The 25,080-nt window shown below is 75.0% G+C and carries 20 protein-coding genes; 6 read left to right on the top strand and 14 right to left on the bottom strand.

Annotated elements, in window-relative coordinates; translation table 11 throughout:
• Window positions 1–320: 320 nt before the first annotated feature.
• From ACWH4W_RS20610 to bdeA, 3 genes are all read right to left on the bottom strand, one after another.
• Entirely contained in the window at window positions 321–1,580 is a 1,260-nt protein-coding gene (locus tag ACWH4W_RS20610) for a PucR family transcriptional regulator (RefSeq protein ID WP_473077182.1), read from the bottom strand.
• A gap of 143 nt (window positions 1,581–1,723) precedes the next feature.
• Window positions 1,724–4,516 carry a LuxR C-terminal-related transcriptional regulator gene (locus tag ACWH4W_RS20605; RefSeq protein WP_473077181.1) on the bottom strand — a complete coding sequence of 931 codons (2,793 nt, stop codon included), beginning with the start codon at window positions 4,514–4,516 and terminating at the stop codon, window positions 1,724–1,726.
• Window positions 4,517–4,725: 209 nt separating this feature from the next.
• Complete coding sequence (gene bdeA, locus ACWH4W_RS20600) at window positions 4,726–5,628, bottom strand: bis(hydroxyethyl) terephthalate hydrolase (protein ID WP_473077180.1); 903 nt, start codon at window positions 5,626–5,628, stop codon at window positions 4,726–4,728.
• 762 nt (window positions 5,629–6,390) lie between these two features.
• Here bdeA and ACWH4W_RS20595 point away from each other — a divergent pair.
• Window positions 6,391–6,573: a hypothetical protein gene (locus ACWH4W_RS20595; RefSeq protein WP_473077179.1), complete on the top strand. Its 183-nt coding sequence runs from the start codon at window positions 6,391–6,393 to the stop codon at window positions 6,571–6,573.
• 64 nt (window positions 6,574–6,637) lie between these two features.
• Here the strand turns inward: ACWH4W_RS20595 and ACWH4W_RS20590 are convergent, their stop codons facing one another.
• The 3 genes from ACWH4W_RS20590 to ACWH4W_RS20580 all read right to left on the bottom strand — a co-directional run bounded on the left by ACWH4W_RS20590 (window position 6,638) and on the right by ACWH4W_RS20580 (window position 9,581).
• Window positions 6,638–8,341 carry a tetratricopeptide repeat protein gene (locus ACWH4W_RS20590; RefSeq protein WP_473077178.1) on the bottom strand — a complete coding sequence of 568 codons (1,704 nt, stop codon included), beginning with the start codon at window positions 8,339–8,341 and terminating at the stop codon, window positions 6,638–6,640.
• Between the two features lie 618 nt (window positions 8,342–8,959).
• Complete coding sequence (locus ACWH4W_RS20585; RefSeq protein ID WP_473077177.1) at window positions 8,960–9,283, bottom strand: hypothetical protein; 324 nt, start codon at window positions 9,281–9,283, stop codon at window positions 8,960–8,962.
• Between the two features lie 139 nt (window positions 9,284–9,422).
• Window positions 9,423–9,581 (bottom strand): hypothetical protein, encoded by a 159-nt coding sequence (locus tag ACWH4W_RS20580; protein WP_473077176.1) that lies wholly within the window; start codon window positions 9,579–9,581, stop codon window positions 9,423–9,425.
• A 176-nt stretch (window positions 9,582–9,757) separates the two neighbouring features.
• On the opposite strand from ACWH4W_RS20580, the gene ACWH4W_RS20575 reads away from it, so the two are divergent.
• The gene (locus ACWH4W_RS20575) at window positions 9,758–10,579 is read left to right on the top strand and encodes an SAM-dependent methyltransferase (RefSeq protein WP_473077175.1); all 822 of its coding nucleotides are present in this window, start codon (window positions 9,758–9,760) and stop codon (window positions 10,577–10,579) included.
• A 94-nt stretch (window positions 10,580–10,673) separates the two neighbouring features.
• Here the strand turns inward: ACWH4W_RS20575 and ACWH4W_RS20570 are convergent, their stop codons facing one another.
• A complete protein-coding gene (locus ACWH4W_RS20570) occupies window positions 10,674–11,594 on the bottom strand; it encodes a helix-turn-helix domain-containing protein (protein WP_473077174.1) in 921 nt (306 codons plus the stop codon).
• Between the two features lie 173 nt (window positions 11,595–11,767).
• Window positions 11,768–12,001: a DUF397 domain-containing protein gene (locus ACWH4W_RS20565; protein WP_369160873.1), complete on the bottom strand. Its 234-nt coding sequence runs from the start codon at window positions 11,999–12,001 to the stop codon at window positions 11,768–11,770.
• A gap of 174 nt (window positions 12,002–12,175) precedes the next feature.
• Between ACWH4W_RS20565 and ACWH4W_RS20560 the strand changes: the two genes are divergently transcribed.
• From ACWH4W_RS20560 to ACWH4W_RS20545, 4 genes are all read left to right on the top strand, one after another.
• Entirely contained in the window at window positions 12,176–12,649 is a 474-nt protein-coding gene (locus ACWH4W_RS20560; RefSeq protein ID WP_473077173.1) for an ATP-binding protein, read from the top strand.
• A 29-nt stretch (window positions 12,650–12,678) separates the two neighbouring features.
• The gene (locus ACWH4W_RS20555; RefSeq protein ID WP_473077172.1) at window positions 12,679–13,224 is read left to right on the top strand and encodes a hypothetical protein; all 546 of its coding nucleotides are present in this window, start codon (window positions 12,679–12,681) and stop codon (window positions 13,222–13,224) included.
• A gap of 401 nt (window positions 13,225–13,625) precedes the next feature.
• Window positions 13,626–16,352 carry a SpoIIE family protein phosphatase gene (locus tag ACWH4W_RS20550; RefSeq protein ID WP_473077171.1) on the top strand — a complete coding sequence of 909 codons (2,727 nt, stop codon included), beginning with the start codon at window positions 13,626–13,628 and terminating at the stop codon, window positions 16,350–16,352.
• A gap of 160 nt (window positions 16,353–16,512) precedes the next feature.
• Complete coding sequence (locus ACWH4W_RS20545) at window positions 16,513–17,877, top strand: FAD-dependent oxidoreductase (RefSeq protein ID WP_473077170.1); 1,365 nt, start codon at window positions 16,513–16,515, stop codon at window positions 17,875–17,877.
• A 75-nt stretch (window positions 17,878–17,952) separates the two neighbouring features.
• Here the strand turns inward: ACWH4W_RS20545 and ACWH4W_RS20540 are convergent, their stop codons facing one another.
• From ACWH4W_RS20540 to ACWH4W_RS20515, 6 genes are all read right to left on the bottom strand, one after another.
• Window positions 17,953–20,325 (bottom strand): glycoside hydrolase family 65 protein, encoded by a 2,373-nt coding sequence (locus ACWH4W_RS20540; protein ID WP_473077169.1) that lies wholly within the window; start codon window positions 20,323–20,325, stop codon window positions 17,953–17,955.
• Window positions 20,326–20,526: 201 nt separating this feature from the next.
• Window positions 20,527–22,275 (bottom strand): sensor histidine kinase, encoded by a 1,749-nt coding sequence (locus ACWH4W_RS20535; RefSeq protein WP_473077168.1) that lies wholly within the window; start codon window positions 22,273–22,275, stop codon window positions 20,527–20,529.
• A 208-nt stretch (window positions 22,276–22,483) separates the two neighbouring features.
• On the bottom strand, window positions 22,484–22,858 hold the full coding sequence (locus tag ACWH4W_RS20530) for a roadblock/LC7 domain-containing protein (RefSeq protein ID WP_106411044.1): 375 nt from the start codon (window positions 22,856–22,858) through the stop codon (window positions 22,484–22,486).
• A gap of 84 nt (window positions 22,859–22,942) precedes the next feature.
• Window positions 22,943–23,467, bottom strand: coding sequence for a roadblock/LC7 domain-containing protein (locus ACWH4W_RS20525; protein WP_473077167.1), 525 nt, complete (start codon window positions 23,465–23,467; stop codon window positions 22,943–22,945).
• A gap of 38 nt (window positions 23,468–23,505) precedes the next feature.
• Window positions 23,506–24,279: a hypothetical protein gene (locus ACWH4W_RS20520; RefSeq protein WP_473077166.1), complete on the bottom strand. Its 774-nt coding sequence runs from the start codon at window positions 24,277–24,279 to the stop codon at window positions 23,506–23,508.
• A complete protein-coding gene (locus ACWH4W_RS20515; RefSeq protein WP_473077165.1) occupies window positions 24,276–24,668 on the bottom strand; it encodes a hypothetical protein in 393 nt (130 codons plus the stop codon). Before ACWH4W_RS20515 ends, ACWH4W_RS20520 begins: the two co-directional genes overlap by 4 nt.
• Window positions 24,669–25,080: the final 412 nt, after the last annotated feature.

Raw genomic sequence — 25,080 nt, 5'->3', positions numbered from 1 at the left:
CCCGCTCTCCGCCCGCCGGCGGCTGACACCCCGTCCGGAGGAGGACGGGGCGCCTCCCCCCACGCCTGGGCGGCGGGTCGGCTTCGTTTCGACGACGGCTGCGGGCCGTCCGGGACCGGTCGCGCAGTTCCCCGCGCCCCTTGGGCACGCGCCGCCACGGCCGGGCGGGGATCGTGCCGGCGTCCATGCGGGCCGGGCGGCCCACGAGAAGCCCCCCGGCCCACGGCAGGCCGACTCCGTTCCATCGGCGGTAGCGGGCCGTCCCGAGCCGGTCGCGCAGTTCCCCACGCCCCTTGGGCGCGGGGAACTGCCGTACTGGCTCAGGGGCGCAGGAGGCGGCGGGCCGTGAGGGCCAGGCTGGCTTCGATCAGGTCGGAGGGGCGGGAGAGGGAGCGGCCGGTGAGTTGTTCGTAGCGGCGGAGGCGGTTGAGGACGGTGTTGCGGTGGCAGTACAGGCGGCGGGCGGCCCGCTGGGCGGAGCCGTCGCAGGCCAGCCAGGTGGCGAGGGTGTCGAGGAGGACCTCGGCGTCGGCGGGTTCCAGACCGGCCAGCGGGCCGAGCAGCCGGTCCGTCAGTGCGGCGGCGAGGTCGGGGTTCGACGCCACCAGCGCCGCCGGCAGGTGCTCGGTCAGCCGGACCGCGCCGCCCGCTTCCGGGCACAGCCGCAGCGCCGTGTCCGCCAGCCGTCGTGCCTCCCCCACGGCGGCCAGGCCGTCGACCGTGCTGCTGACTCCCACCCGCACGCCGGGCGGCTGCTCGTCCGGGACGACGGCCTCCACGTCCCCCTCGACGAGGACGATGCCGTGGTCGGCGTCCACGCCGGTGTGCCAGTGCACGCGCACACCCGGGGCGAGGACCGCCTGGGCGCCCGTACAGCCCGGGGACCGCGCCCCCTCGACCGCGACGACGGCGTACCGGCCCTGCTCGGGCAGGTCCAGCGCTTCGGCCGCCTCGGGCAGGTCGGCGATCCGGCTCGTGCCGTCCAGCAGGGCCGCGGCCAGCAGTCGCACCCTGTTCTCCCTCCGCCACGCCATCTGCCGTTCCGTCTGCCGGTAGGCGTCGGCGACGATGGTGCTGTGCTCGTCGACGAAGTCCCACACGTCGGACGCGACGTGCACCAGCAGCCGTGCGTCCTCCGGCGCCGCCCTGCACGTCTCGTCGACCAGGCCCTGCCACACCAGCGAGCCGCCCAGCCGGAAGGCGTGCAGCACCGCGTCCAGCGGCAGGCCCTGTTCGGCGCGGGTGGCGCCGATCTTCCAGGAGCAGCGGCGCGCCCCGTCGCGGGCGCCCTGCGGGTCCAGCAGCGAGGAGATGCTGTGCCGCAGCGAGCGGTGCACCTCCTGCCAGGTGGCGACGGCGTCGCCCTCGACGGCGGTGCGGTAGGCCGGCTCCTGCTCCTGGAGCACCGCGACCAGCCGGTCCGTCAGCTGCGGCAGGTCGTCCAGCAGCACGCGGGCGGCCCGGTGCAGCACGCGCAGCGCGTCGGCGTCGATCAGCGACCGCACGCGCGGGGACCGTGACCGGGACGCGGACACGGGTCCGGGGCGCAGCAGGGTACGTGGCCGTACGGCGTGAGGCATCGCGCATTCCCCCCAGGGTCTGGCTTCCCGGCGGTGGCCGTGCGGCGGCCCCGTACCGGCGCCCGGCAGGTACGGGGAGCCCACGGGCCGGCCGCCGTCGGACTCGTCCTGCCCCGAAGGATGGCATACCGTCCGGTCGGTCCCTAGAGTCGTGCACCGGTCTTTTCCTCCTGCTCGACCAGACGCACCAGCTCGACCCGGGAACGGAGGCCGAGCGTGGCGAACACGTTGCGCAGGTGGTAGTCGACGGTACGGGTGCTCACGGAGAGGCTGAGGGCCACCTCCCGGTTGGTGGCGCCCTCGGCGACGTACCGGGCGATCCGCAGCTGCTGCGGGGTGAGGCGGGCGAGTTCGCCGGCGCCGGAGGCCGTCGCGGGGGCGGCGGACGGGGCCGCGCCGCCGGCGCGCAGTTCGGCGGCGGCCTGCTGCGCCCAGAGGCGTGCGCCGCAGTGTTCGAAGCCCATGCGCGCCTCCTCCAGGCGGGTGCGGGCCTCGCGGAGCCGGCGCCGGCGGCGCAGCCACTTGCCGTAGAGGAGTTCGGTGCGGGCGCGTTCGAAGTCGTCGGCGGCGGTGTCGTGCTGGTCCAGGGCCCGCAGGTACAGCGCGTCCGCCGCGTCCGGTGCGGCCAGCAGGGCCCGGCAGCGCAGGAGTTGGGCGGGCGCCTGGGGGTCGGCGCCGCAGGCCGCCCACAGCGCGAAGTCCTCCACGACCGCCGCCGCGCACTGGGGACGTCCGGCGGACGCGGCGGCCTCCACGAAACAGGGGACGGCGAGCATCCACACCGCGAAGTGGCCGCGGCGGGCGCCGGGACGGACCAGCGGGCCGAGCCGCTGCGCCGCCTCGCGGGGGCGGCCGCCGCCCAGATCGGCGCGGGCGGCGGCCCAGTGGGCGAGGGTCGACGCCTGCGCGAGCCCGTGCCGGCGGGCGGTGCGCAGGGCCGCCTCGGCGTGCTCGGCCACCAGGTCCGCCTCGCCCTCGATGGACGCGGCGAGGGCGAGGACGGCGTGGTGGTGGGCGGCGGTGTTGCGCTGTCCGGTGCGTTCGGCCGTGCGCAGGCCCTCCTCGGCGTGGGTGCGGGCGAGCTGGTGACGGCCGGCGCGGAGTTCGGCGTACGCGAGGTATTCGAGGGCGCGGGGTTCCAGTGCGGCGGAGCCGGAGGTGCGGGCCGCGGCGAGGGCGCGGGCGCCCGCGCGGCGGGCGGACGGGACGTCGCCGAGCATGAGGGCCGCGGCGGCGGAGCGGAGGAGGGGATCGGGGTCGCTGCCGCGGAGGCCGTGTTCGACCACGCGTCGCAACGGGGCGGCGGCGAGGTCGAAGCGGGCGAGGAGGACGGCGCGCATGCCGTCGCGGTGGTCGCGGGCGAGGTCACCGGCCGGCGGGGTGGCCGCGGCGGCGGTCCGCGCGGTGCGCGCCGCGTGGGGCGCCGTCGCGGCCGCCCGTGCCCCCGGGGGTCCCCCGACGCCTTCAGGGTTCTGGGCGAGGTACGACGGCCCGCGACGGCGTGCGGGTCTGTCGGCCGAGGCCGGTGTTCTCGGGACGCGGACGCAGGCCGTCGCCAACGGGAGCGCGGGTGGTGTGTGGGTGGGGGCCAGGGCCGAGAGGCAGGAGGCGGGGTCGCCGGCGGACCAGGAGGCGTCCGCCGCGCCCAGGGTCGCGCGGGCCGCGGCGTGGGGGGAGGTGGGCGCCAGGAGGCCCGCCGCGAGGAGGAAGGACTCGCGGGCGTCCTCCACCGGGCCGTCGGCCAGGAGCACCGCGCCCCGCAGGAGTTCCGCGCCGCCGCGCACCGACGCGGGTGCCGAGCGGCCGCGGGTCCGGTCCAGCAGGCGCAGGGCGTCGGCGGTGTGTCCGGCCAGGAGCGCCTGCTCGGCGGCGGCGAGGTGGCGCCGGGCGCGTTCCGCCTGGTCCGGGGTGAGCTCGGCAGCGCGGGCCAGGGCGCGGCGGCGGAGGGCGGGCGGCGCCGTGGCGGCCGGGTCGGTCGCCGCCGACGTCAGGGAGGCGGCCAGGGCGGGGGCGGGGCCGGTGACGGCCCATGAGCGGTGGAGGAGGGTCAGGACGGCGTCGTGCGTCCTTGTCGCCGCCTCGGCCAGGAGACGGTGCGCGGCGCGACGGTGTCCGGGCGGCGCGGTGGCGTACACCGCTCTGGCCATCAGCGCGCTGCGGAAGCGCAGCCGGCCCTCGCCGCGGGCCAGCAGCTCCGGCAACGGCCCGGCCGCCGCCTCGTCGCACGCGCGCAGGACGAGATCCGCGTCCGCGTCCTCCTCCCCCGTCGCCTGCGCGGCCGCCGCCACCGTCAGGAGCAGGCCGCCGGGGTCGGGCAGGCGGTCGCCGACGACACCGGCCAGCGCCTCGCCGTCGGCCAGCGGGCGGGGCAGCGCCCGCCGTCCGCTCAGCTGGGCGGGTGACAACCGCCGGAGCAGCGTCAGCAGCAGCGCGGGGTTCCCCTCGGCCGCCGTGATCAGTTCGTCCCGCACGCCGGGGTCGACGGCGTCGTCCGCGGCCTCCCGGATCAGGAGCGCCGCGTCCCCGGGGGTGAGCGGGCCCAGGCGCAGGACGGGCAGGTCCGCGAATTCGGGGTCCACGGGGCGGTGGCCGGCGACGGTCAGCAGGAGGCCCGTCCGTGAGCCCGCCCGACGCGCCCGTGCGGCGGCGCGGGCGAGCGTGGCGCGGGACGGGGCGTCCCACAGGTGGGCGTCGTCCACGCAGACGAGGAGCGGCCCGGCCGCGGCGGCCGTCCGCAGGGCGTCGTCCAGCTCGCGTACGCGGCCGGCGCGGACGTGCCGTACGGGGCCCGCGCGGAAGAGGCGGGCGGCGTGGTCGAGGAACGTGGTGCGGCCGCAACCGGGTTCACCGGTCACGACGCGGACGCCGCCGTCGGTGCGCAACGCGTCCAGCAGCTCGGCGGTCAGCCGCTGACGCGCGGTCGGGTGTCCGGTCATTCCCGTGACCTTACTCACGCGTAAGGTCACACGGAAGGTATCCGTCCGTCGCCGGACGCGAGATCAACGGCCGTGCCATCAGCGGGTTCTTCCACCGGGACGCACGGTGGGGACTGTGCCGCGGCCCAGTCCGGGCGGCGCCGTGCGGTGCCCCCGCACAACGGCGGTGGCGGCCCGCGTGGTCCGCGGACCGCCACCGAGGGGCGTCGTCAGGAGGTGTGCGGGCAGTTGCCCCGCGCCTCCTCGATCGTCAGGCTCCGCGCCGGCAGCGGGCACAGGAACCGCTCGTACCGGGTGTCGTTGTCGATGAAGCGCTTCAGCCACGAAATGCTGTACTTCGCGATCGTCGTGTTCGACGAGTTCGGGGTGAAGTGGGTGGCGTTGTTGAGCTCCAGGTAGGCCCGGTCCAGGGAGGAGGGCAGGCCGTTGTAGAGGGGCTCGGCGTGGGTGGTGACGGGCGCGACGCTGTCGCCGTCGGCGCCGAAGATCAGGGTGGGGGTCCGGACCTCGGGCCAGGTCTTGTCGAGGTTCCAGGGCGTCAGCGGGATCGCGGCCTGGAGGGAGGGCCGGTCCTTGGCGGCCTCGAGGGAACCGCCGCCGCCCATGGAGTGGCCCATGACGCCCAGCCGGCTGCTGTCGACGCGGTTGCGGACGGAGCTTCGCTGGGTGAGGTAGTCCAGCGCGGCCAGCAGCTGGTCGCCCCGGGAGGCCGGCTGGTCGAGGGTGGTGTTGGTGTCGATGGTGAACACCACGAAGCCCTGGGAGGCCAGGCGCGGGCCCAGCCAGGAGATGGAGGACTCGTACGCGGTGAAGCCCGGCGAGATGGCGACGGCGCCGAAGGTTCCGTCGGCGGTGGTGCTCGGGTAGTAGATCGTGCCGCCGCCGAAGCCGGTCGCGGCGAGCCTGGAGACGGAGGTCTCCGAGACGGCGTACGGGCCGCGCAGGGCCTCGATGCTGCTTTCGGTGGGCGCCGGTCCGCGCTCGTAGGGGTTGTCGGCGGCGTGGGCGCCGGGGCCGGTGAGGGTGCTGAGAGCGACGACGGCGGCGAGCGCCGCGGTCAGTCCGGCCAGGCGGCCGGTCCTGCGCGTGCCGGTGTGGGGGTGCTGCTGCACGACGAGTGGTCCTCTCTGTCACGGCGGACCGCCCGGTCGGCCGGTGCACGGGATCACGGCGTGGGACGGGGAGCCGTGCCCCGGCCGGGGGCGCCGCCTTCTGACTGGCGGTGCCACTGTCGGAGGGGAGAGGGCGGTCGCGGACCGGCGAAATCACCGGTCTCGTGGGAGAGGTGCTTCGCGGGGCGGCCCGGCCCGGGCGTGGACCTGCGGATCGGTGGGGCCCGCCCCTGAGGGGGTCTCGCCGCCGCTGTGCGCCGACACGCCCCTGGGGGATGTCGCGTCCCCCGGGACGAGAGAACAGGCGGGCCGCATGAACGGGCCCGGCCGGGGTACCCGGACGGGCACGGTCACCGCCGGAGTCGGCGCCGACGGTGGCGGCGACGGCGCCCCGGCCCCCGGGGCGCCGTCGCTCCGTGCGGTGTCGTGCGCGTGGGCCCGGCCGCCGGCCCGCTTCACCCGGGCGGGAGTCCAGGAGCCGTTCGCCCCCCGGCGGCCCGACGCGGCGCGGGAACTCCACGACGTCCCGGTCGGAGCAGGCGAGGCCGACGGTCTCTCCGCCACGGTGACGCGCCGGCCGCCGGAGCCGAGCGGCGGATGTACCCCGAACGGGGGCTTCGTCGTCCCTCCGGGACCCGTCCGCGTCGGCGTGTATGCGTGCGGGGACCCCGCGTCACCCGACTGGCCCGCCGGACGAGCCGTACGGACGCCCCCCGTGCTGGTATGGAAGCGGCCTCCATGCCTACCCGGAGGGAGCTGGGAATGCACGAGATGTGGTGCGGTGCGGACACTTCGGGGGAGCCGGTCTGGCACGTTCTCACCCCGGACAAGACCTCGACGCTGTGCGGGGTGGAGAAGGAGAAGGAATCACCCCGGCGCGACACGACGGACCGGCACTGCTTCTCCTGCATGCAGTCGTTCCAGGCCGTCGTGGCATCCCGCTGAGAACCACGGCCGCCCTCGCCGGCGCCGGCGGGCCCGGGCAGCACCCGGGCCCGCCGGCGCCGCTTCAGTGACAGGCGTGCCGCCCCGCCGCCGGGGTGCGCTCCCCCGCCCCCGGGCCGTGCGTGTCGAGCCGGCAGAAGCAGGACGCCTCGACCGGCACGTCCGCCAGCGCCGCCGCCTGCCGCAGCTGACGGGCGACGATCGCGGCCTCGCCGGTCCTGCCGGTGCGCAGCAGGCACTCGTGGAAGCCGTGCAGCGCCCACACGTTGTTCGGGTGCTGCAGCGGCCGGGGCAGGGTGTCGTCCAGCCCCAGGTCGGCCCGGTAGGCGGCCTCCGCCTCGGCGACCCGGCCCTGCTCGAGCAGCAGCGCGCCGTAGGCGTGCCGGGCGGGCTGCATCCAGGCCCACGGCTCGTCGTACAGCAGGGTGTCGTCCCGTTCGACGGCCAGCTCCAGCGCGGCGAAGGCGGTGTCGTGGTCGCCCCTGCGGTAGGCGAGTTCGCCGTCCAGCATCGCCGAGGCGATGGCGAGGATGTCGTGGCAGGTGTTGTTGAACAGCACCCTGCTCGCGGGCACGCGGTCCACGGCCGCGCGGAACTCCTCCCGCTCGGCGTCGGCCCGCCCGGTGTCGCCCTTCACGGCCAGGGCGACGCCCCGGGCGTAGTGCAGCATCGCGGTGGTGACGCAGTACAGCTCCGGGTCGTCCGGGAAGGGCAGCGCGAGGATGCCGTCCCAGCGGCCGAAGCGGATCAGCACGTGGAACCGCATCGCCAGGAAGGCTTCCAGCCAGTCGGCCATGGGCGGGCTCTCCACCCGGAGCAGCTTCTCGGGCACGGCGGCCTCGAGGCGTGCGGCCGCGTCGAGAGCCACCCCGGACTGTCCGGCGAGCATGGCGCCGTAGATCCGGAAGTGGTGGTTGTGGCAGCGGTAGAGCGTGTAGAAGTTCATCGCGCCGGCCCGCTGGAGGTACTTCTCGTCGGCGGCGACGGCGGCGGTGTTGTCCGAGACGACCCGGCGGTAGTCGCCGCACAGCACCTCGAGGTGCGAGGGCATGTGGAGCAGGTGCCCGGCGTCGGGCGCGGCGCCGCGCAGCCGGTCGGCGACGGTGAGGGCCGCCTCCGGGGTCGGGGACATCTCCATCAGGTGGACGTAGAGGTGCACCACGCCGGGGTGGGTGGCGCCCGCCTCGGTGGCGAGGGCGCCGTCGAGCACGGCCTCGGCCTCCGCGGTGCGGGCGCCGTCGGCGGGGCGGCCGGTCCTCAGGTCCCACAGCTGCCAGGGCGTGAGGTTCATCAGGGCGTCGGCGCAGAGCGCGGCCACGTCCGGGTCGCCGGGGGCGCTCCCGTGCACGGCGAGCATGCGGTCCGCGTACGGTTCGTTCCACACCGAGCAGTCGCCTTCGGGGCGGGCCTGCGGGTAGCGGGCGCGCAGGGCCTCGACGAGGGCCCGCTCGACGGGCGTGGCGCGGACCGCGGCCGCCGCGTGGGCGCGTTCGACGGCCGCGTGGGTGCGCTCGACGGTGCGGGTGAGGTCCTCGGCGTCGAAGGCCTCCCAGGGTTTGTTGTAGTTGGGGCCGAGCGCGTGGGCGATGCCCCAGTGGGCCATCGCGCAGCCGGGGTCGGCGTCGACGGCCTTCTGGTAACAGGCGACCGCCTCCTCGTGGTTGAAGGCGTAGGTCCACATCAGCCCGCGGTCGAACCAGAGTTGGGCCTCGGGGGAGGTCGTCGACACGGGCCGTCCGTAGGAGCCGAGGTCGTAGTAGCCGTCCATGGTGCCCGCCTCCCGGGGGTCCGGCCGGGCCGGCCGCCGCTCGTCGGGCGACCGGCGTCCCGTGGGGACGAAACCGACGATAGTGGGGCACCGGCGGCCCCGCAGGCGCACCGCGGAACCGGTCCCGGGGCAGGCCGGACGCCGACGAGGAGGTGCGGCGACAGCGCCTTGATCATCGTGTCGGTCCAGCGCGCCCGTCACAGCGTCCGCGGGAGGGGGCCGGAGGCCGGACCCGGCAGGGCCCGGCCGCGGACGGCCTGCCCGGTCCGGGCGAGCATCTCCGGGGGGGGAGGGAGTCGCGGACGGCGGCCGGGCGCGGGGCGCGCAGGCCCTCCAGGAGGAGCCCCCGGTCTCCGGGCGCCGCCCGAGGACCCGGGCGGCCTTCTCGCGCAGGGCTGCGGGCGTGCCGGGCGCGGTGCGGCCGCGAGGGCCGGGCAGCTCGACGCCGTGACCGGGTCCGGGGGCGGCCGGGCCGCGCGCTCCCGGGGCCGGCGGGCGACGCCGGTGGCGACGTGGTGCGCCTCGTGCTCGGCGCGGTGCCGCTCGGCGACGGCGAACGGATCCGTCTCCAGGCCGCGCTCGCCGTCGTGGAGGCGCGCGGGGTGATGCCGATGCCGCTCACGCCGTGCTCCCCGCGCTCGCGCCGTCCGCGTCCTGCCGCTGCGGCGCCCCGTGCCGGGCGGCCGGGGTGACGCGGGCCGCCGCCGTCTCGAGCAGGGGCTGCCGGGACAGCGGGTCCCCGTCGGCGGCCGTGGTCTCGTCGGCGGCGCGTCCGGGGCGGGCGGCCGGCGGCCCTCCGGGGTGTCCCGGCAGCCGCAGGGGAACGGCACGAACACCACGCCGCCACGGTCCGCCACGGTCCGCGGCCGGTCCCGGAGCGCCCCGCGCGGGGCGGTGACGGCCCAGGTCACCGTCGGCCGGGCCCCGCACGACGGCCTCCACCGGGAGATCTCCCCCCGGACGTTTGGCACGGCGGTGTTCGGCCCGGGCGCACGGCCGGTCCCGGTGCGGGTGGGGAAGGGGCGGACGGTCCGGCCGGTGATCAACTGGAGCGGGCACTCCGGAGAGGCGTCCTCCTGCGTCACCCCGTCCGCCAGGTGCGGACCGGCAGGGGCGCCGTGCGCGTGAAGAGGGTACGCACGCCCCAGAGGCCGGTGATCCGGTCCGGCGGGCTGTCCACGGCGGCCCGGCCCTCACGGTGCGGAGCTGTCGCGAGGCGGGCGTCCGTCCCCTCCCTCACCGGCCGGATCCTCACTCCCCACACGCATCACGCCACCCGGAGTGACGAACTGACGCATCCTCACCATTCCTTCGGGGTCATGTTCACCGACGGGCTGGCAAGGGACGTTCGGCCCTCCCTAGGATGTACTTCCTGTCCAGCCAGTCCAGTTGGCGCGGTACTCCGCAGGGGGAGCGATGCACGCCGGTAAGCAGCTGTCCACCGAGATCGACGCAACCGTGCCGACGGCCGCGCGTATGTACGACTACTACCTGGGCGGCAAGGACAACTACGCCGCGGACCGGGCCGCGGTCGAGGAACTCGACAAGGTGGTGCCGAGCACCCGCCGGCTGGCCCTGAACAACCGGCGCTTCCTGCAGCGCGTGGTCCGCACGCTCACTCAGGAGTACGGGATACGGCAGTACCTGGACCACGGCTCCGGCCTGCCCACGCAGGACAACGTCCACCAGGTGGCGCAGCGCATCGACCCCGCCACCCACGTCGTGTACGTCGACAACGACCCGATGGTGCTGGTGCACGGCCGGGCCCTGCTGGAGCAGGACGAGCGCACGGTGGTCATACAGGCGGACATGCGCGACACCGACAGGATCTTCGGCCATGCCGAGACCCGGCGGCTGATCGACTTCGACGAGCCGGTCTGCGTGCTGTTCAACTCGGTCTTCCACTGCATTCCGGACAGTGACACCGACGGTCCGCAGGCCGTCGCCGACCGGGTGCGCGAGCGGCTCGCGCCGGGCAGCTTCATGGTGATGTGCCAGCTGGTCAGCGAGGACGAGAAGGTCCGCGACTTCGTCACCGGCTTCATGGACCAGGCGACCCAGGGACGCTGGGGCCGGGTCCGCCAGGAGAAGGACGTCGAGGCGCTCTTCGAGGGGCTGGAGATCCTCGACCCGGGCCTGGTGGAGGTGTCCACCTGGCGTCCGGACACGGAGGTGGCGCCCGTTCAGCTCACGCGGGAGTGGATCGAGTTCGGCGGCGTGGGCCGGATACCCGGGTAGCTCTCCCGGTCCCGCGACGCCCCTCACCGGATTTCGTGGGACCGGAAGGGGCGTCGGTGCGTCCGGGCGGCGGACGCCTCGGGCACGACGCTCGTCAGGAGCGGGCGTAGCGCTCCTCGATCGTACGGCGCAGCATCTCGACGGACGCGCGGGGCGTGAGCGCCTCGTCGGCGAGACGGTCGAGCACGATCCGGTACCCCTCGGTCTCGTCGCGGTCCTCGAGGAAGTTGGCGCTTCCGATGTGCTCCAGGTAGACCACGTCGGGCAGGTCGAGGCCGTCGAAGCGGAGATAGGTCACCGGAATGGCGGGCGCCGAGGCGTTGGTGACGTCCAGCGGCACGATCTGCAGGGTGACGTTCGGCCGCTCGGCCATCGCGGCGAGGTGCTCGAGCTGCTCGCGCATCACGGCGCGGTCGCCGAGGACGCGCAGCAGGACCGACTCGTCGATGACGGCCCACAGCTGCGGGGCGTCCTCGCGGAGCAGCAGCCGGGCCCGGCGCATGCGCAGCTCGATCCGCCGCTGCACCTCGCTCGCCGGGGCGTTGGGCAGTCCGCGCTCGACGACCGCGCGGGTGTAGTCGGCGGTCTGCAGCAGTCCGGGGACGTACTGGATCTCGAACGTGCGGATGGTGGCGGCGGCCTCCTGGAGTCCGACCAGGCGGTCGAACCACTCGGGCATCAGCCGCTTGTCGTACCGCTGCCACCAGCCCGGTTCGCCGGCCCGCCGGAGCAGCTTGAGGAGGACGGAGGCCGCGTAGGCGTCGGCGCCGTAGAGGTCGAGCAGCTTCCGCACGTCGGCCTCGACCGGCGGGCGGCGGCCCTTGCCGGACTCGATGCGGGACAGCTTGGCACCGCTGAAGCCGACGGAACGGGCCGCCTGGTCCTGGGACAGCCCGGCGTCCTCACGGAAACCGGCCAGCTGCACGCCCACCAGCATCTTGAGCAAGGTAGGCGCGGGCTCGGGCCTGTCCAGGTAGGGTTCCAGACGGGAGATGCGATGCGACGCGGCGGACATCCTGACTCCCAGCAGACCGGCACAAGGGCGACTCACACTATCGCATCTGATGCTGCCTGACGGCATCCGGATGCGACATGCCGACCGGAACAAGGCAGTTGCATTCCGCCTCACCGGCGCCGCCCCCGAGGGCCGACGCCGGCCGCACGGCGGTCATCGGGCGCGGGGGCCCGTCATCGGACGAGGTGGTCGAACTCGCCGTCCTTCGCTCCCGCCAGGAAGGCGGCCAGCTCGGCGGTGGTGTACACGAGGGCCGGGCCGTCGGGGTCGCGGGAGTTGCGCATCGCGACGTCGCCGCCGGACAACGGCGCGACCTCGACGCAGTTGCCTTCCGCGTTGCTGTGCCGGCTCTTTATCCAGCGGGCGTCCAACTGACTGGCCCGCACTCCGTTCCGCACTCCAGGCACCGCTGTCTCCTTGCCGCTGATCTCGTCCCGCCGCGCACGGCCGTCACCGCGCTTGGCGAAAAACCTCGCGCAATTTCCCGTGCAATTGCACGAGAGCGCTGACAGCGTGGATAATAGCCGTGGCGTCAACCCCTGTGGGAGCGCCCCGTCCTGACGTCGCATCGAGGAGATGCCGTGTCATCACCTGCGCATTTGACGTTCCGGTCGTCGGCCTCGGCCGTCCTGCCGGCCGGTGGCGCCGGTGCCGGGCCGTTCGGCCCGCTGCCGACAGTGCCGTACGAGGACGGGTCCCCGTTGTCGACGGTGCCCGCCGCCCCCCACGCGGCGGCGAGCATCGCCTGCAGCGGGGAGGGCCTCGCGCGAGCGCGGTCCTTCACCCGCGACACCCTCGGGGACCGGTCGCTGCGGCAGTGCGGCGACGACGCCATCCTGGTGATGACCGAGCCGGCCGTCCGCCCGCTGCTCACCGCCTCCGGCCCCGACGACCCCCCGCCCGTGCGGCACTCCCCCGGCGGCGACGCCGGCCCGGAGGAGCGCGGCCGGGGGCTCCGCACCGTCGACGCATTGTCCGAGGCGCGGGGCTGGTCCCCCGCCGCCCCGGCGGGCAAGACGGTGCGGGCCCGGTTGTCCACCCGCCCGCCCATCTGACACGACTGCCGCGGAAAGGCACCCACGCCATGCGCAGCGCTTCTACGGAACAGCCGAGCAGCGAGCGCCCAGTGCGCCACACGCCCCCCACCAAAGTGGCACGGTCCACTCCCCTCACGGCCCTGTCCCAGGTGCCGTGGGCCGACATGCAGGACTCCACCGGATCGGCGGCCGCCATTCCCCTCCTGCTCAACGGCATCGCCTGGGGCGACGCCGACACGGCCCGGGCCGCCCTCGAGGATCTGCGGAAACGGATCTGCCAGTACGGCTTCGTCACGGAGCAGGCGACCGCCGCGACGGTCCCGTTCCTCTGGGAGCTGGCGCAGTTGCCGCACGTCACCGTCCGGGCGGGGATCATCCAGTTGCTGAAGGCCATCGCCGACGCCCGGCAGTGGGAGAGCACGGCCGCCGCGTACCCCAAGCTGCTGAACCGCCGTGAGAACCCGGTGGTGTGGGAGCGGGCCGCGCGCCAGGCGGTGCGCGCCCGGCGCGGTGAGCTGAACCGGTTGCTGGCCGAGCCGGACACGGAGATCGCGCGCGCCAGCACGGAGCTGGCGCGGGCGCTGGCCGACTGAACCACCGGTTCCGGCCGTTCCCGTACCGTCCCCGCGCCGACGGGGCGCAGGGGCACGGAAAGCCCGGGGCCATGAGCCCGTCCTACGGGCCCGCACACTCCGGGACGCCCCCGCACGGGGCGGGCCCGGCCGAGAAGACGCGCGACTGTTCGGGGGACGAGTCGCGCGTCGGGGGGAGGGTCGCGCGCGGCCGAGGGGGAAGGCCGCGCGCGACCCGCGTGCTTTTGCGACGCACGCGTGCACTGTCTCTCGCGCCTTGCGTCCGGCGCGCCTCACTGCATCCCGCGCCGGTGCGGATGCGCCCCTGACGGGGCGAACGGCGGGTTCGCGAGGCCCCGCGGCAGCGGCCTACCCTCGCCTCCATCGGCGCGGCAGTGTAGACATGGCACATGGTCCGACTCATGGGTCGATCCCGGACCCGGTCGCCCCAGCGGTCCGGCGCGGCGGCCTCCGTGCGGCGCCGGCGGCAGGAGAGCGGTCGCTCGGGGTGGCATCCGGTGGCGGGGCTGCGGTCGGTGGTGAGCGGGCGCAGCGTCGCCGGACAGGTGTTCGTCCTGCACCTGGTGATGGTGCTGCTTCTGGTCGTCGCCGCCGTGGTGGCACTGGTGCTTCAGGTGCAGCGGGACAGCACGCAGGAGGCCCGCGGCCGCTCCCTCGCCGTCGCCGAGACCTTCGCCAACGCCCCCGGCACGGTCGAGGCGCTGGAGTCCCCCGACCCCACGGCCGTGCTCCAGCCGCGCGCCGAGGCCGCCCGCGAGCGGTCGCACGTCGACTTCGTCGTCGTCATGAACACCGACGGCATCCGCTACACGCACCCCCGCCCGGACCGCATCGGGAAGCAGTTCGTCGGCACGATCGAGCCCGCGCTGGCCGGCGAGCCGGTCGTGGAGGAGATCGAGGGCACCATCGGACACCTCGTGCAGGCCGTGGTGCCGGTGGAGGACCCGGACGGCGAGGTGGTCGGCCTGGTGTCGGCCGGCATCACCACGGAGAACGTCGGCGGAGTGACGGAGGCGCAGCTTCCGCTGGTCCTGGGCGCGGCGCTCGCCGCGCTGGCCCTGGCGACCGGCGGCGCGGCCCTGATCAGCAGACGTCTGCTGCGCCAGACCCACGGCCTGGGCCCGCACGAGATGACCCGGATGTACGAACACCACGACGCCGTGCTGCACGCGGTGCGCGAAGGCGTGATGATCCTCGACGACGACGGCACGCTGCTGCTCGCCAACGACGAGGCGCGCCGTCTGTTCAGCCTCCCCGAGGACGCCGAGGGCCGGCACGTCCGGGACCTGGGACTGGATCCGGCCACGACGGAGCTGCTGTCCTCGGGCCGGGTCGCCACGGACGAGGTGCTTCTGGTGGGTGACCGGCTGCTCGCGGTCAACCAGCGTCCCACCGACCCGGCGGGCCGCCACCGCGGCAGCGTCACCACCGTCCGCGACTCCACCGAGCTGCGGGCGCTGTCCGGCCGGGCGGAGGAGTCCCGCGAGCGGCTGAACATGCTCTACGACGCGGGTGTGGGCATCGGCACGAGCCTGGACGTGGCGCGGACCGCGCAGGAGCTGTCGGACCTGGCCGTGCCCCGGTTCGCCGACTTCGTCACCGTGGACCTGTTCGAGTCGGTGCTGGGGGGCGGCCACCCCGACGCGGCCGCCGCGCTGCGCCGCACCGCCCGGACCGGTGTCGCCGACGACGCCCCGCTGTACCCGAGGGAACAGCAGATCCGCTTCGTCGAGTCGTCCCCGCAGGGCCGCAGCCTGACGACCGGCCGGGCGGTGCTGGAGCCGCGGCTCGACAAGGCGCCGGGCTGGCATGCCCAGGACGAGGAGCGCTCCGCGCAGGTGGTGGAGTACGGCATCCACTCGCTGATCACGGTGCCGCTGCGGGCCGGCTCGCTGGTCCTGGGCGTGGTCAGCTTCTGGCGTGCGCGCAAGCCGGAGCCGTTCGACGACGACGAGCTGGCGCTGGCGGAGGAGCTGGTCGCGCGGGCCGCGGTGTCCATCGACAACGCCCGCCGCTACACGCGCGAGCACAGCATGGCGGTGACGCTGCAGCGCAGTCTGCTGCCGCGCACGCTGCCCGAGCAGAACGCGCTCGAGATCGCCTACCGCTATCTGCCCGCGCAGGCCGGGGTGGGCGGCGACTGGTTCGACGTGCTGCCGCTGTCCGGCGCCCGGGTGGCGCTGGTGGTCGGCGACGTCGTCGGGCACGGGCTGCACGCGGCGGCCACCATGGGCCGGCTGCGCACGGCGGTGCACAACTTCTCCGCGCTCGACCTGCCGCCCGGCGAGCTGCTCGCGCTGCTGGACGAGCTGGTCGGCCGGATCGACCAGGACGAGGCGCAGGACGAGCACGTCGCCCCGGTCATCGGCGCGACCTGCCTGTACGCCGTGTACGACCCGGTGGCGCGGCGCTGCACCGTGGCACGCGCGGGCCATCCGCCGCCGGCGCTGGTCCGGCCGGACGGGCGCGTGGAGTTCCCGGACGTGCCCGCCGGTCCCCCGCTGGGCCTGGGCGGCCTGCCGTTCGAGTCGGCCGAGCTGGACCTGCCGGAGGGCAGCAGGCTGGTGCTGTACACCGACGGACTGGTCGAGGACCGCGAGCACGACATCGACGTCGGTCTGGAGCGGCTGCGGGAGGCCCTGGCCGGCGCCGGGGACTCCCCGGAGGAGACGTGCCGGGCGGTGGTGGAGGCCCGGTGTCCCGCGAAGGCGGCCGACGACATCGCGCTGATCGTGGCGCGGACCCGGGCGCTGCCCGCCGGGCGGATCGCCCAGTGGCCGGTGCCGTCGGACCCGGCGGCCGTGGGCGAGCTGCGGGCGGCGGTGACCCGGAAGCTCGGCGAGTGGGGGCTGGAGGAGCTGACGTTCGGCACGGAGCTGATCCTCAGCGAGCTGGTCACCAACGCGATGCGGCACGGCGCCGCGCCCATCCAGGTGCGGATGCTGTACGAGCGTCACCTAATCTGCGAGGTCTACGACAGCAGCAGCACCGCCCCGCACCTGCGGTACGCGACCATGACGGACGAGGGCGGGCGCGGACTGTTCCTGGTCGCGCAGCTCGCCGAGCGCTGGGGCACGCGCTACCTGCCCGCCGGGAAGGTGATCTGGGCGGAGCAGAACCTGCCCTGAGGGCTCCGTGAGGGCCCTGGCGCCGCCCCATAAGATCACCTGGGGGCGGGACATAAGATCGGCTTATGAGACCATAGACCGGACCCGCGTACCAGGTAAGGCAAGCCTCAGTTTAGGCTTTCCCGCGAGACGCTTGTCATCGCTCGAAGGGAACCTGACCATGCCCCGCCCCCTGCGGGTAGCCATCGTCGGATCCGGCCCCGCCGGGATCTACGCCGCCGACGCCCTGCTCAAGTCCGACGTGGCCGCCGATCCCGGTGTGTCCATCGACATCTTCGAGCGGATGCCGGCGCCGTTCGGCCTGATCCGTTACGGCGTCGCCCCCGACCACCCGCGGATCAAGGGCATCATCACCGCCCTGCACCAGGTGCTCGACAAGCCGCAGATCCGCCTGTTCGGCAACGTGGACTACGGCACCGACGTCCACCTCGACGACCTCCGCGCCTTCTACGACGGTGTGATCTTCGCCACCGGCGCCATGGCCGACCGCGCGCTGCCGATCCCGGGCATCGACCTGGACGGGTCCTACGGCGCCGCGGACTTCGTGTCCTGGTACGACGGCCACCCGGACGTGCCCCGCACCTGGCCGCTGGAGGCGGAGAAGGTCGCGGTGCTCGGCGTCGGCAACGTCGCCCTGGACGTGGCGCGCATCCTCGCCAAGACGGCCGACGAGCTGCTGCCCACCGAGATCCCGCCGAACGTCTACGAGGGCCTGAAGGCCAACAGGGCGATGGAGATCCACGTCTTCGGCCGCCGCGGCCCGGCGCAGGCGAAGTTCAGCCCGATGGAGCTGCGGGAGCTGGACCACTCCCCCAGCATCGAGGTGATCGTCGACCCCGAGGACATCGACTACGACGACGGCTCGATCGCCACCCGGCGCGGCAACAAGCAGGCCGACATGGTCGCCAAGACCCTGGAGAACTGGGCGATCCGCGACGCCGGCGACCGTCCGCACAAGCTGTACCTGCACTTCTTCGAGTCGCCCACCGAGATCCTCGGCGAGGACGGCAAGGTCGTGGGCCTGCGCACCGAGCGCACCGCCCTCGACGGCACCGGCAACGTCAAGGGCACCGGCGAGTTCAAGGACTGGGACGTCACCGCGGTGTACCGCGCGGTCGGCTACCTGTCCGACAAGCTGCCCAAGCTGCCCTGGGACATCGAGTCCGGGACCGTCCCCGACGAGGGCGGCCGGGTCATCCAGGAGACCGGCGAGCACCTGGCGTCGACGTACGTCACCGGCTGGATCCGGCGCGGTCCGGTGGGCCTGATCGGGCACACCAAGGGCGACGCCAACGAGACCGTGGCCAACTTGCTGGACGACTACGCCCACGGGCGGCTCGGCACGCCCGGCTCCCCGGACCCCGAGGCGGTGGACGCGTTCCTCGCCGAGCGCGGCGTCCGCTACACCACCTGGGACGGCTGGTACCGCCTGGACGCGGCGGAGAAGGCGCTGGGCGAGCCGCAGGGCCGTGAGCGCGTGAAGATCGTCGAGCGTGAGGACATGCTCCGCGAGAGCGGCGCCTGACCCCCTCGGGCCCGGGGCACGGGCCCGTCCGCCGGACGCCCGGCCGGTTCCGCACCGGCCGGGCGTCCGGCGTCGTCATTCCGGCAGGGCCAGCCGGGCCGTCTCGCCCGGGTCCACGCGGACCGCGCGGTGCCCGGGCAGGTGCACCTCGATCGGGGAGTGGCCCGCGGCGGGCACGGTGATCTCCAGCAGCCTGCTCTCCAGCCGCAGCCGCACGCCCCAGTGTCCGTGGTAGCGGACGGTGAAGCCGTAGGAGGACAGCTCCGGCAGGGGCACGGGGTCGAGCCACAGGGCTCCGCCGCGCGTCTCCAGGCCGGTCAGGCCGCGCTGCACCAGGTCGAGGGTGCCGGCCATGGCGCCGAGGTGGATGCCCTCGCCCGTGGTGCCGCCCTGGATGTCGGCGATGTCGGACTGAAGGGCCTCCTGGCAGAACTTCCAGGCGTCCGCGCGGCGCGCCCGGGCCAGGATCCAGCCGTGCACCAGGCCGCTGAGGGTGGAGCCGTGGCTGGTGCGGTGCAGGTAGTGGTCCACCGTGCGCCGCCAGGTCCGCTCGTCCAGGCTCAGTCCCAGCCGCCGGAAGACGCCCTGCAGTTCGGCGGGCGAGAACAGGTAGCCGAGCATGAGGACGTCCGCCTGCTTGGACGCCTGGTAGCGGTTGACGGTGTCGCCCTCGGCCTCCAGGATCCGGTCCAGCCGCCGGATGTCGCCGTACCGGCGCCGGTAGCCCCGCCAGTCCAGCTCGGCGAGTTCGCCGTACCCCTCGAACTGGCTGATGACGCCGTCGTGGAAGGGGACGTGCAGGGTGCGCGAGACATGGTCCCAGTGGTCGAGTTCGGCCTCGTCGAGGCCGGTGCGCTCGGCCAGCTCGCGGCGGCGCGGGTAGGGCAGGTGGCGCAGCACCTCCACGGTGCGGGCGAGCACCCAGGCGGCCGTGACGTTGGTGTACGCGTTGTCGTCGAGTCCGGGCTCGGGGGCGTCCGGGTAGCCTTCGTGGTACTCGTCGGGCCCCACCACGCCCTTGATGCGGAACCGGCCCAGCCGGTCGTCGAAGGCGGCGGAGCCGGCCCAGAAGCGGGAGATCTGCAGCAGCATCTCCGCGCCCTTGGTGTGCAGGAACTCCTCGTCGCCCGCGGCCTCGCAGTACTGCCACACGTTGTACGCGATCGCCGAGCCGACGTGGTGCTGCAGGTGCGAGTGGTCGGGCAGCCAGCGGCCCGAGCGCGGGTTGAGGTGCAGCTGCTGAGTCTCCTCACGGCCGTCGCTGCCGCTCTGCCACGGGTACATCGCGCCCCGCAGCCCGGCGTCGTGGGCGGCCGTGCGGGCGCGCTCGAGGCGCCGGTGGCGGTAGTGCAGCAGCGCCCGGGAGACCTCCGGGAAGTGCAGGTTCAGGTACGGCAGGACGAACAGCTCGTCCCAGAAGATGTGCCCCCGGTACGCCTCTCCGTGCAGGCCCCGGGCCGGGACCCCCACGTCCAGGTCGGCGGTGTGCGGGGAGAGGGTCTGCAGGACGTGGAAGAGGTGCAGCCGCAGGATGCGCCCCGCCTCGTCGGGCACGTCCGGTTCCGCTCGGCGCCAGAGCTGCTGCCAGGCCGTCAGGTGGGGCGCCAGCAGCTCGTCGAAGCCGGCCGCCCGGTGCACCCGGTCGACGGCGGCGTGCAGCGGGTCGCTGATGGCGGGGTCGCGGGAGGTGTGCAGGGCGACCACCTTGTCGACGGTGAGGGTCCGGCCGGCCGCCAGCTCCAGCCGGGTCGCCTGCACCGCGCGCGGCCGGTCGTGCCGGACGAGGACGGACGCGGGCGAGGTCAGCCGGCAGGCGAGGGCGACGCGGATGTCGGAGGTCCGGGTGCGGCAGCGCAGCCAGACCGTGTCGCCGCGCGAGCTGCCGGTGAGCACATGGGTGAGGTGGCGGCCGTCCAGGTCGGCGTAGCGTGCCACCCCGGCGTTGGTGACGCCCCCGTCCAGTGCCGCCTCGACCTCCAGCGGCCCGGAGAACCCCTCGGCGGTGAACTCGGTGCGCAGGCCCGCGAGGTGCGGGTCGGCCATGTGGACGAACCGCAGTTGCCGCACCAGGAGCGCGCCCCCGGAGCCGAGCCCGTAGCGGGTCCGGCGCTCCATCAGCCCGGAGGACAGGTGCAGGGTGACGGCGTGCTCCAGGACGGTCGCGGTGTCGGGGGTCAGCCAGTCGTCGCCGGGCAGCCGGAACCGCAGCGGCAGCCAGTCGGGCAGGTTGACGACGTCCTCGTTCTCCACCTGCCGGCCGCCGACCGCGGAGACGAGCCGGTTGTAGACGCCGGCCGCGTAGGTGCCCGGGTAGTGCACCTCGTCGGCGGTGCACTCCGCCAGCGCGCCACGGGTGGCGAAGTAGCCGTTGCCGAGGGTGCACAGCGATTCGCGCAGACGCTCGTCGGCGGGGTCGTAGCCCTCGTACTGCCAGGTCCAGCCCGTCACTTCGCCGCTCCTCCCGCCGACGACCGCCACGCACACGGCCGTACGGCCCCGTACGAGGGCGCCGGGGTGCCGCGGCGGCCCGGCGCCGTCACCGGCGGCGAGTCCTCCCGGCCGGGGAGGGCCGGGCGGTCCCGCCGCGACCGGAACGGCGCACCGAGTACCCCCGGCCGGAGCGCACCACACACCGCCGGGGAGAGAGGGCTACTGCTCGCCCACCGGCGCCCGCCACACCAGGGTGGTGCCGCCGCCGGGGGTGTCCGGGACGTCGAAGGAGCCGCCGAGCTGCTCGGCGCGCTCGGCCATGTTGCGCAGCCCGCTGCGCCGGCCGCCGGGGGGCAGGCCCACCCCGTCGTCGGCGACCGTCAGCCGCACCTCGCGCCCGTCGGTCTCCAGGGCCACCTGGACGTGGCCGGCGCGGGCGTGCCGGGCGACGTTGGTGAGCGCCTCGGAGAGCACGGCCACCAGATGGTCGGCGGCCTCCTTGGAGACGTGGGTGTCGATCAGGCCCTCCATCCGCACGCTGGGCGCGAAGCCCAGCAGCGGGGCGGCCTCCCCGACCAGCCGTACGACGCGGGCGCGCAGGCCGGCCCCGGCGCCGCCCGCGGGCTCGCGCGAGCGCAGCCCGAAGATGGTCGACCGGATGATCTTGATGGTCTCGTCGAGGTCGTCGACGGCCCGCAGCACCCGCTCCGAGGCCCCCTCGTGCTCGATGAACCGGCCGGCGCTCTGCAGCGTCATACCGGTGGCGAACAGCCGCTGGATGGCCAGGTCGTGCAGGTCGCGGGCGATGCGGTCGCGTTCCTCGAGCACGGCGATCTGTTCGGCGTCCTGGCGGCGCTCGGCCAGCTCCATCGCCACGGCGGCCTGGGCGGCGAAGCCCCGCAGCGGTTCGATCTCCTTGTCGGTGAAGACGGGGCGACCGACCGCGCGGACCAGCAGGAGGATGCCGCGCACGCCGTGCTCGCCGCCGATCGGCACCGCCACGGCCGGGCCCAGCCCGGTGAAGGTCTGCGGCCCCCGGAAGACGCGTTCGTCGTGGGCGATGTCGGCGGAGGTGACGGGGGCGGCGGCGGCGAACGCCCGCCCGAGCAGACTGTCCCCGGCCGGGACGACGAGGCCGCGGTGGGTCTCGGCGTCCTGCCCGAGGGCCAGTTCCACGGTCAGCGAGCCGGTGCCGGGCATGGGCACCGCGACGACGGCGAGGGCGGCCCCGGTGATCTCGCGGGCGCGCTCGGCGACCAGCAGCAGGGCCTCGCCGCGCTCGCTGCCGGACATCAGCCCGTGGGTGATCTCGGCGTTGGCCTGGAGCCAGCGCTCCCGCAGCCGGGAGTCCTCGTAGAGGCGGGCGTTGTCGATGGCGACGCCCGCGGCGACCGCGAGGGTCGACAGGACCGACTCGTCCTCCTCGTCGAACTGCAGCCCGCCGCGCTTCTCGGTCAGGTACAGGTTGCCGAAGACCTGGTCGCGGACGCGGATCGGGACGCCGAGGAAGGTGTTCATCGGCGGGTGGTGCGGCGGGAAGCCGTAGGAGGCCGGGTGCTCGGACAGCTTGGCCACCCGCAGCGGTTCCGGGTGGCGGATCAGCTCGCCGAGGATGCCGTGGCCCTCCGGGAAGTGCCCGATGCGGGCGATCTCCTCCTCGCTGACGCCGACGGTGTGGAAGGCGGACAGCCGCCTGCCGTCCGGGCCGATCACGCCGAGGGCGGCGTACTGGGCGTCCACCAGCGCGGCGGCGGCCTCCACGATGGAGTGCAGCGCCTGCTCCAGTTCCAGTTCCCGGCCGACGGAGAGGACCGCCTCGAGCAGGCTGTGCACCCGGTCGCGGGTGCCGCGGGCCGCGTCGATGCGCGCCTGCAGCTCCTCCAGGAGTTCGTCGAGCCTGAGCTGCGGCAGCCGTACGCGCACGTCCTCGTCCCGTTCCGGGGTCGTGTCCCGCCCGGCGTCTGTCACCCGTGTGCCTCCTGTCCCCACGCTCCGGCACCGCCCGCCCGGCGTCTCCCGGGGCGGGCCTCGGTCACGGTCCAGTGACCGTGACGGTACGGCATCGAGCGGGACGCGCGTCCGGCGGGGACCACCGCACGGGAACCGTCCCGTGCCCGTCCGCGACGTCCGCGGCCCCGCGCGCCGGAAGGCGGGGCCGCGGACCGGCCGGGGGGTGTCAGACCTCCAGTTCGTTCTCGATGCGGCGCAGCTGGTGCCGCGCCATGGCCAGGTTGGCCCGGTTGGAGTCCAGCACCAGGTAGAGGAAGAGGCCGTTGCCGCCGCGCCCCTTGAGCAGGCGGATCAGGTGGTACTGGCTGTTGAGGGTGATCAGGATGTCCTCGATCTCCTCCTTCAGGCCCAGCAGCTCCATGGTGCGCAGCTTGGACCGCACCACGTCGGTGTTGCCGGCCGCGGCGACCTCCAGGTTGAGTTCCTTGCCGCCGCCCAGGGTGCCGAGGGCCATGCCGCTGGTGTAGTCGACGAGCGCGGCGGCCGTCGCGCCGTCGATGGAGCTGAGGCATTCCTTGAGCGACGTCTCGGTGTTGGCCATGAGTGGTGTCCTTTCCGGATCGTGAAGGGTGGTGCGGGCCGGCGCCGTCGGTGTCCGGGCGTCCGGCCGGGGGTGAGGTGTCGGTCAGCCGCCGGTCTGGGGCCGGGGCCGGTGGGCGGGCCGCTGCGGGGTCCGCACCGGGAGGGTGCCGATGGGCCGGGACCGGTCGGCGGGGTCCGGGGCGCCGGCGCCCTGGTGGGCGGCGGGCCGGTCGGCGTGGCGTCCGCCGCCGGGGCCGATGCGGGCGTCCACCAGTTCCGCGATCCGTGCGCCGCTGCGGCGGCCCTCCAGGTGGAGCCGGCCGACGTTGACCCGGTCGTCGGCGAGGAGGGTGAGCACGGCGGTGGTGCCGGCCGCGTAGGTGGCGATGTAGCCGAGGCCGCCGCGGACCAGGAGTTCGCGGAAGTCCCCGCGGCCGGCCGCGTCCGTCATCCGGTGGGCGACGCCGAGCGCGGCGGCCGTGAGCGCGGCGAGCCCCTCGGGTTCGGTGCCGGGCACGTCGTGGGCGAGGACGAGTCCGTCGACGGTGGCCGCGAGGGAGCCCGCCAGTCGTGGGACGCGGGTGCGGAGCCGACGCAGTTCGTCCAGCACGTCGGTCTCGACGGCCATGAGCAGTCTCCTTTCGGCACGCTGCCGGCGCGTGCGGATCACAGTGCCTCCAAGGCGTCCAGGAGCCGTCTCAGCAGCGCTGTGTCGGGCTCGTCCCAGTCGGCGCGGCCCGCGCCGGGGACGGGGTGGACGGGCGGGGCGGGCGCGGGGGCGACCAGGCCGTCGGCGGCCAGCCGGCGCAGTTCGACGAGGGTGTGGAAGGTGCGGTGGGCGAGGGCGGACGCGATCTGCGCGGCGGTGCGTCCGCCGTCGACCAGGGCGAGGGCGCGGCCCCTGCGGGGCGGCAGCGCCCCCGGGTCGGCGTCGGGCGACCGGGTCAGCGGCGCGGTGTCGACGGCCGGGTCGGGCCATATGCGGTCCAGCAGGGCGCGGCGGCGGTACGACTCGCGCAGCACCGTCGCGACCGGCACGGGGCGGACCGCGCCGAGCCAGTGCGCGACCCCGGGGCGGAAGCGCAGGGCGGTGCCGTCGTGGGCGAGCGCGAAGTACGCCGCGTCGAACAGCGCGCCCAGGTGGGCCAGTTCGAGCGCGCCCGCGGTGAGGCGCCCGCTGTCCACGAGCTGGCGGCCGACCCGCTGCCGGGCCCCGGCCCGCTCGACCGCCTCCCACCAGCCCGCCGGGGCCAGGGCGCCGCTGCGGGTGAGCAGGTCGCCGAGGTCGGGGCTGTGGGCGGACTCGACGTGGACCACGCGTCCGGCGGCGAGGTAGAAGATCCCGGAGCGCGTGGTGAGCGCCCCGGTGGCCCGGTCGGCGGCGAGCGTGTCCAGCAGTTCGGGGGCGGACCCGTCCGCGCGGGCGGCGGCAGCGGTCATCCGAGCACCATCCGGTCCGCCATCTCGGCCAGCCGGATGCGGGCCAGGGCGAGGTTGCCGTCGGCGCGGTCCAGCCACAGGAACAGGAAGACCGTGCTGTCGAAGGTCGTGACGACGAACCGCAGCAGGTGGAAGGCGTCCGCGGTGGTGAGGATCAGGTCCTCCACGGGCGGTTCCTTGCCCCGGCCGGCGTGCGCGGGGGCGAGGGCGCCGCTCTCCACCGCCAGGCGGGCCAGTTCGGCGGTCTCGGCGGCGGTCGCCTCGACGTCGCCGCCCGGCGCCTCCCCCACCGCGCCCAGGGCGAGCCCGCTGATCCAGTCGACCACCAGGGCGCCACGCGCCCCGGGCAGGCGCATGGCTTCCAGCAGACTCTCGTCGATTCCGGGCACGCCGGATCCCCCTCCTCGCACGGCCGTACCGCGAACGTGACGTCGACGTTACGGTGTGTGCTCGATCGTGGTGAGGGCTTTGGCGATTTCCCGGGGAATATGCGACACGGCCGTCCGGGCGCTGATAGGGTCCGCGCTTCTCGCCTCCGGCCGGGGCGGCACGCGCGGCCCGCGCGGGCGTTTCCCGAGCAGGCGCCCGCGCGTGTGCGGGCGGAGCCGGCTCCCATGCGGAGGGCGGGCCGGCCCCGCCCGCGCGGCCACGGTGGCGGCCGGAGACCAGAGGGGGCCACGGGTGAGGGGGCGTCACCGGGTGCGCGCCGCACACACCCCGCGCGCGTCACGCCGGACACGGCCGGGATGCCGCCCGTCCGGGCGGGCCGCCCGCGGGCCGGACAGCCGTACGGCGCAACCC

The sequence above is a fragment of the Streptomyces sp. DSM 120436 genome, assembly GCF_055778765.1.
This window is presented reverse-complemented; position numbering and strand designations above follow the sequence as displayed.

What these genes read in the sequence shown, in the direction of transcription:
- ACWH4W_RS20610 (WP_473077182.1), bottom strand. Translation starts at nt 1,580, where the DNA reads ATGCCTCACGCCGTACGGCCACGTACCCTGCTGCGCCCCGGACCCGTG.
- ACWH4W_RS20605 (WP_473077181.1), bottom strand. Translation starts at nt 4,516, where the DNA reads ATGACCGGACACCCGACCGCGCGTCAGCGGCTGACCGCCGAGCTGCTG.
- ACWH4W_RS20595 (WP_473077179.1), top strand. Translation starts at nt 6,391, where the DNA reads ATGCACGAGATGTGGTGCGGTGCGGACACTTCGGGGGAGCCGGTCTGG.
- ACWH4W_RS20590 (WP_473077178.1), bottom strand. Translation starts at nt 8,341, where the DNA reads ATGGACGGCTACTACGACCTCGGCTCCTACGGACGGCCCGTGTCGACG.
- ACWH4W_RS20575 (WP_473077175.1), top strand. Translation starts at nt 9,758, where the DNA reads ATGCACGCCGGTAAGCAGCTGTCCACCGAGATCGACGCAACCGTGCCG.
- ACWH4W_RS20570 (WP_473077174.1), bottom strand. Translation starts at nt 11,594, where the DNA reads ATGTCCGCCGCGTCGCATCGCATCTCCCGTCTGGAACCCTACCTGGAC.
- ACWH4W_RS20555 (WP_473077172.1), top strand. Translation starts at nt 12,679, where the DNA reads ATGCGCAGCGCTTCTACGGAACAGCCGAGCAGCGAGCGCCCAGTGCGC.
- ACWH4W_RS20550 (WP_473077171.1), top strand. Translation starts at nt 13,626, where the DNA reads ATGGGTCGATCCCGGACCCGGTCGCCCCAGCGGTCCGGCGCGGCGGCC.
- ACWH4W_RS20545 (WP_473077170.1), top strand. Translation starts at nt 16,513, where the DNA reads ATGCCCCGCCCCCTGCGGGTAGCCATCGTCGGATCCGGCCCCGCCGGG.
- ACWH4W_RS20530 (WP_106411044.1), bottom strand. Translation starts at nt 22,858, where the DNA reads ATGGCCAACACCGAGACGTCGCTCAAGGAATGCCTCAGCTCCATCGAC.
- ACWH4W_RS20525 (WP_473077167.1), bottom strand. Translation starts at nt 23,467, where the DNA reads ATGGCCGTCGAGACCGACGTGCTGGACGAACTGCGTCGGCTCCGCACC.
- ACWH4W_RS20520 (WP_473077166.1), bottom strand. Translation starts at nt 24,279, where the DNA reads ATGACCGCTGCCGCCGCCCGCGCGGACGGGTCCGCCCCCGAACTGCTG.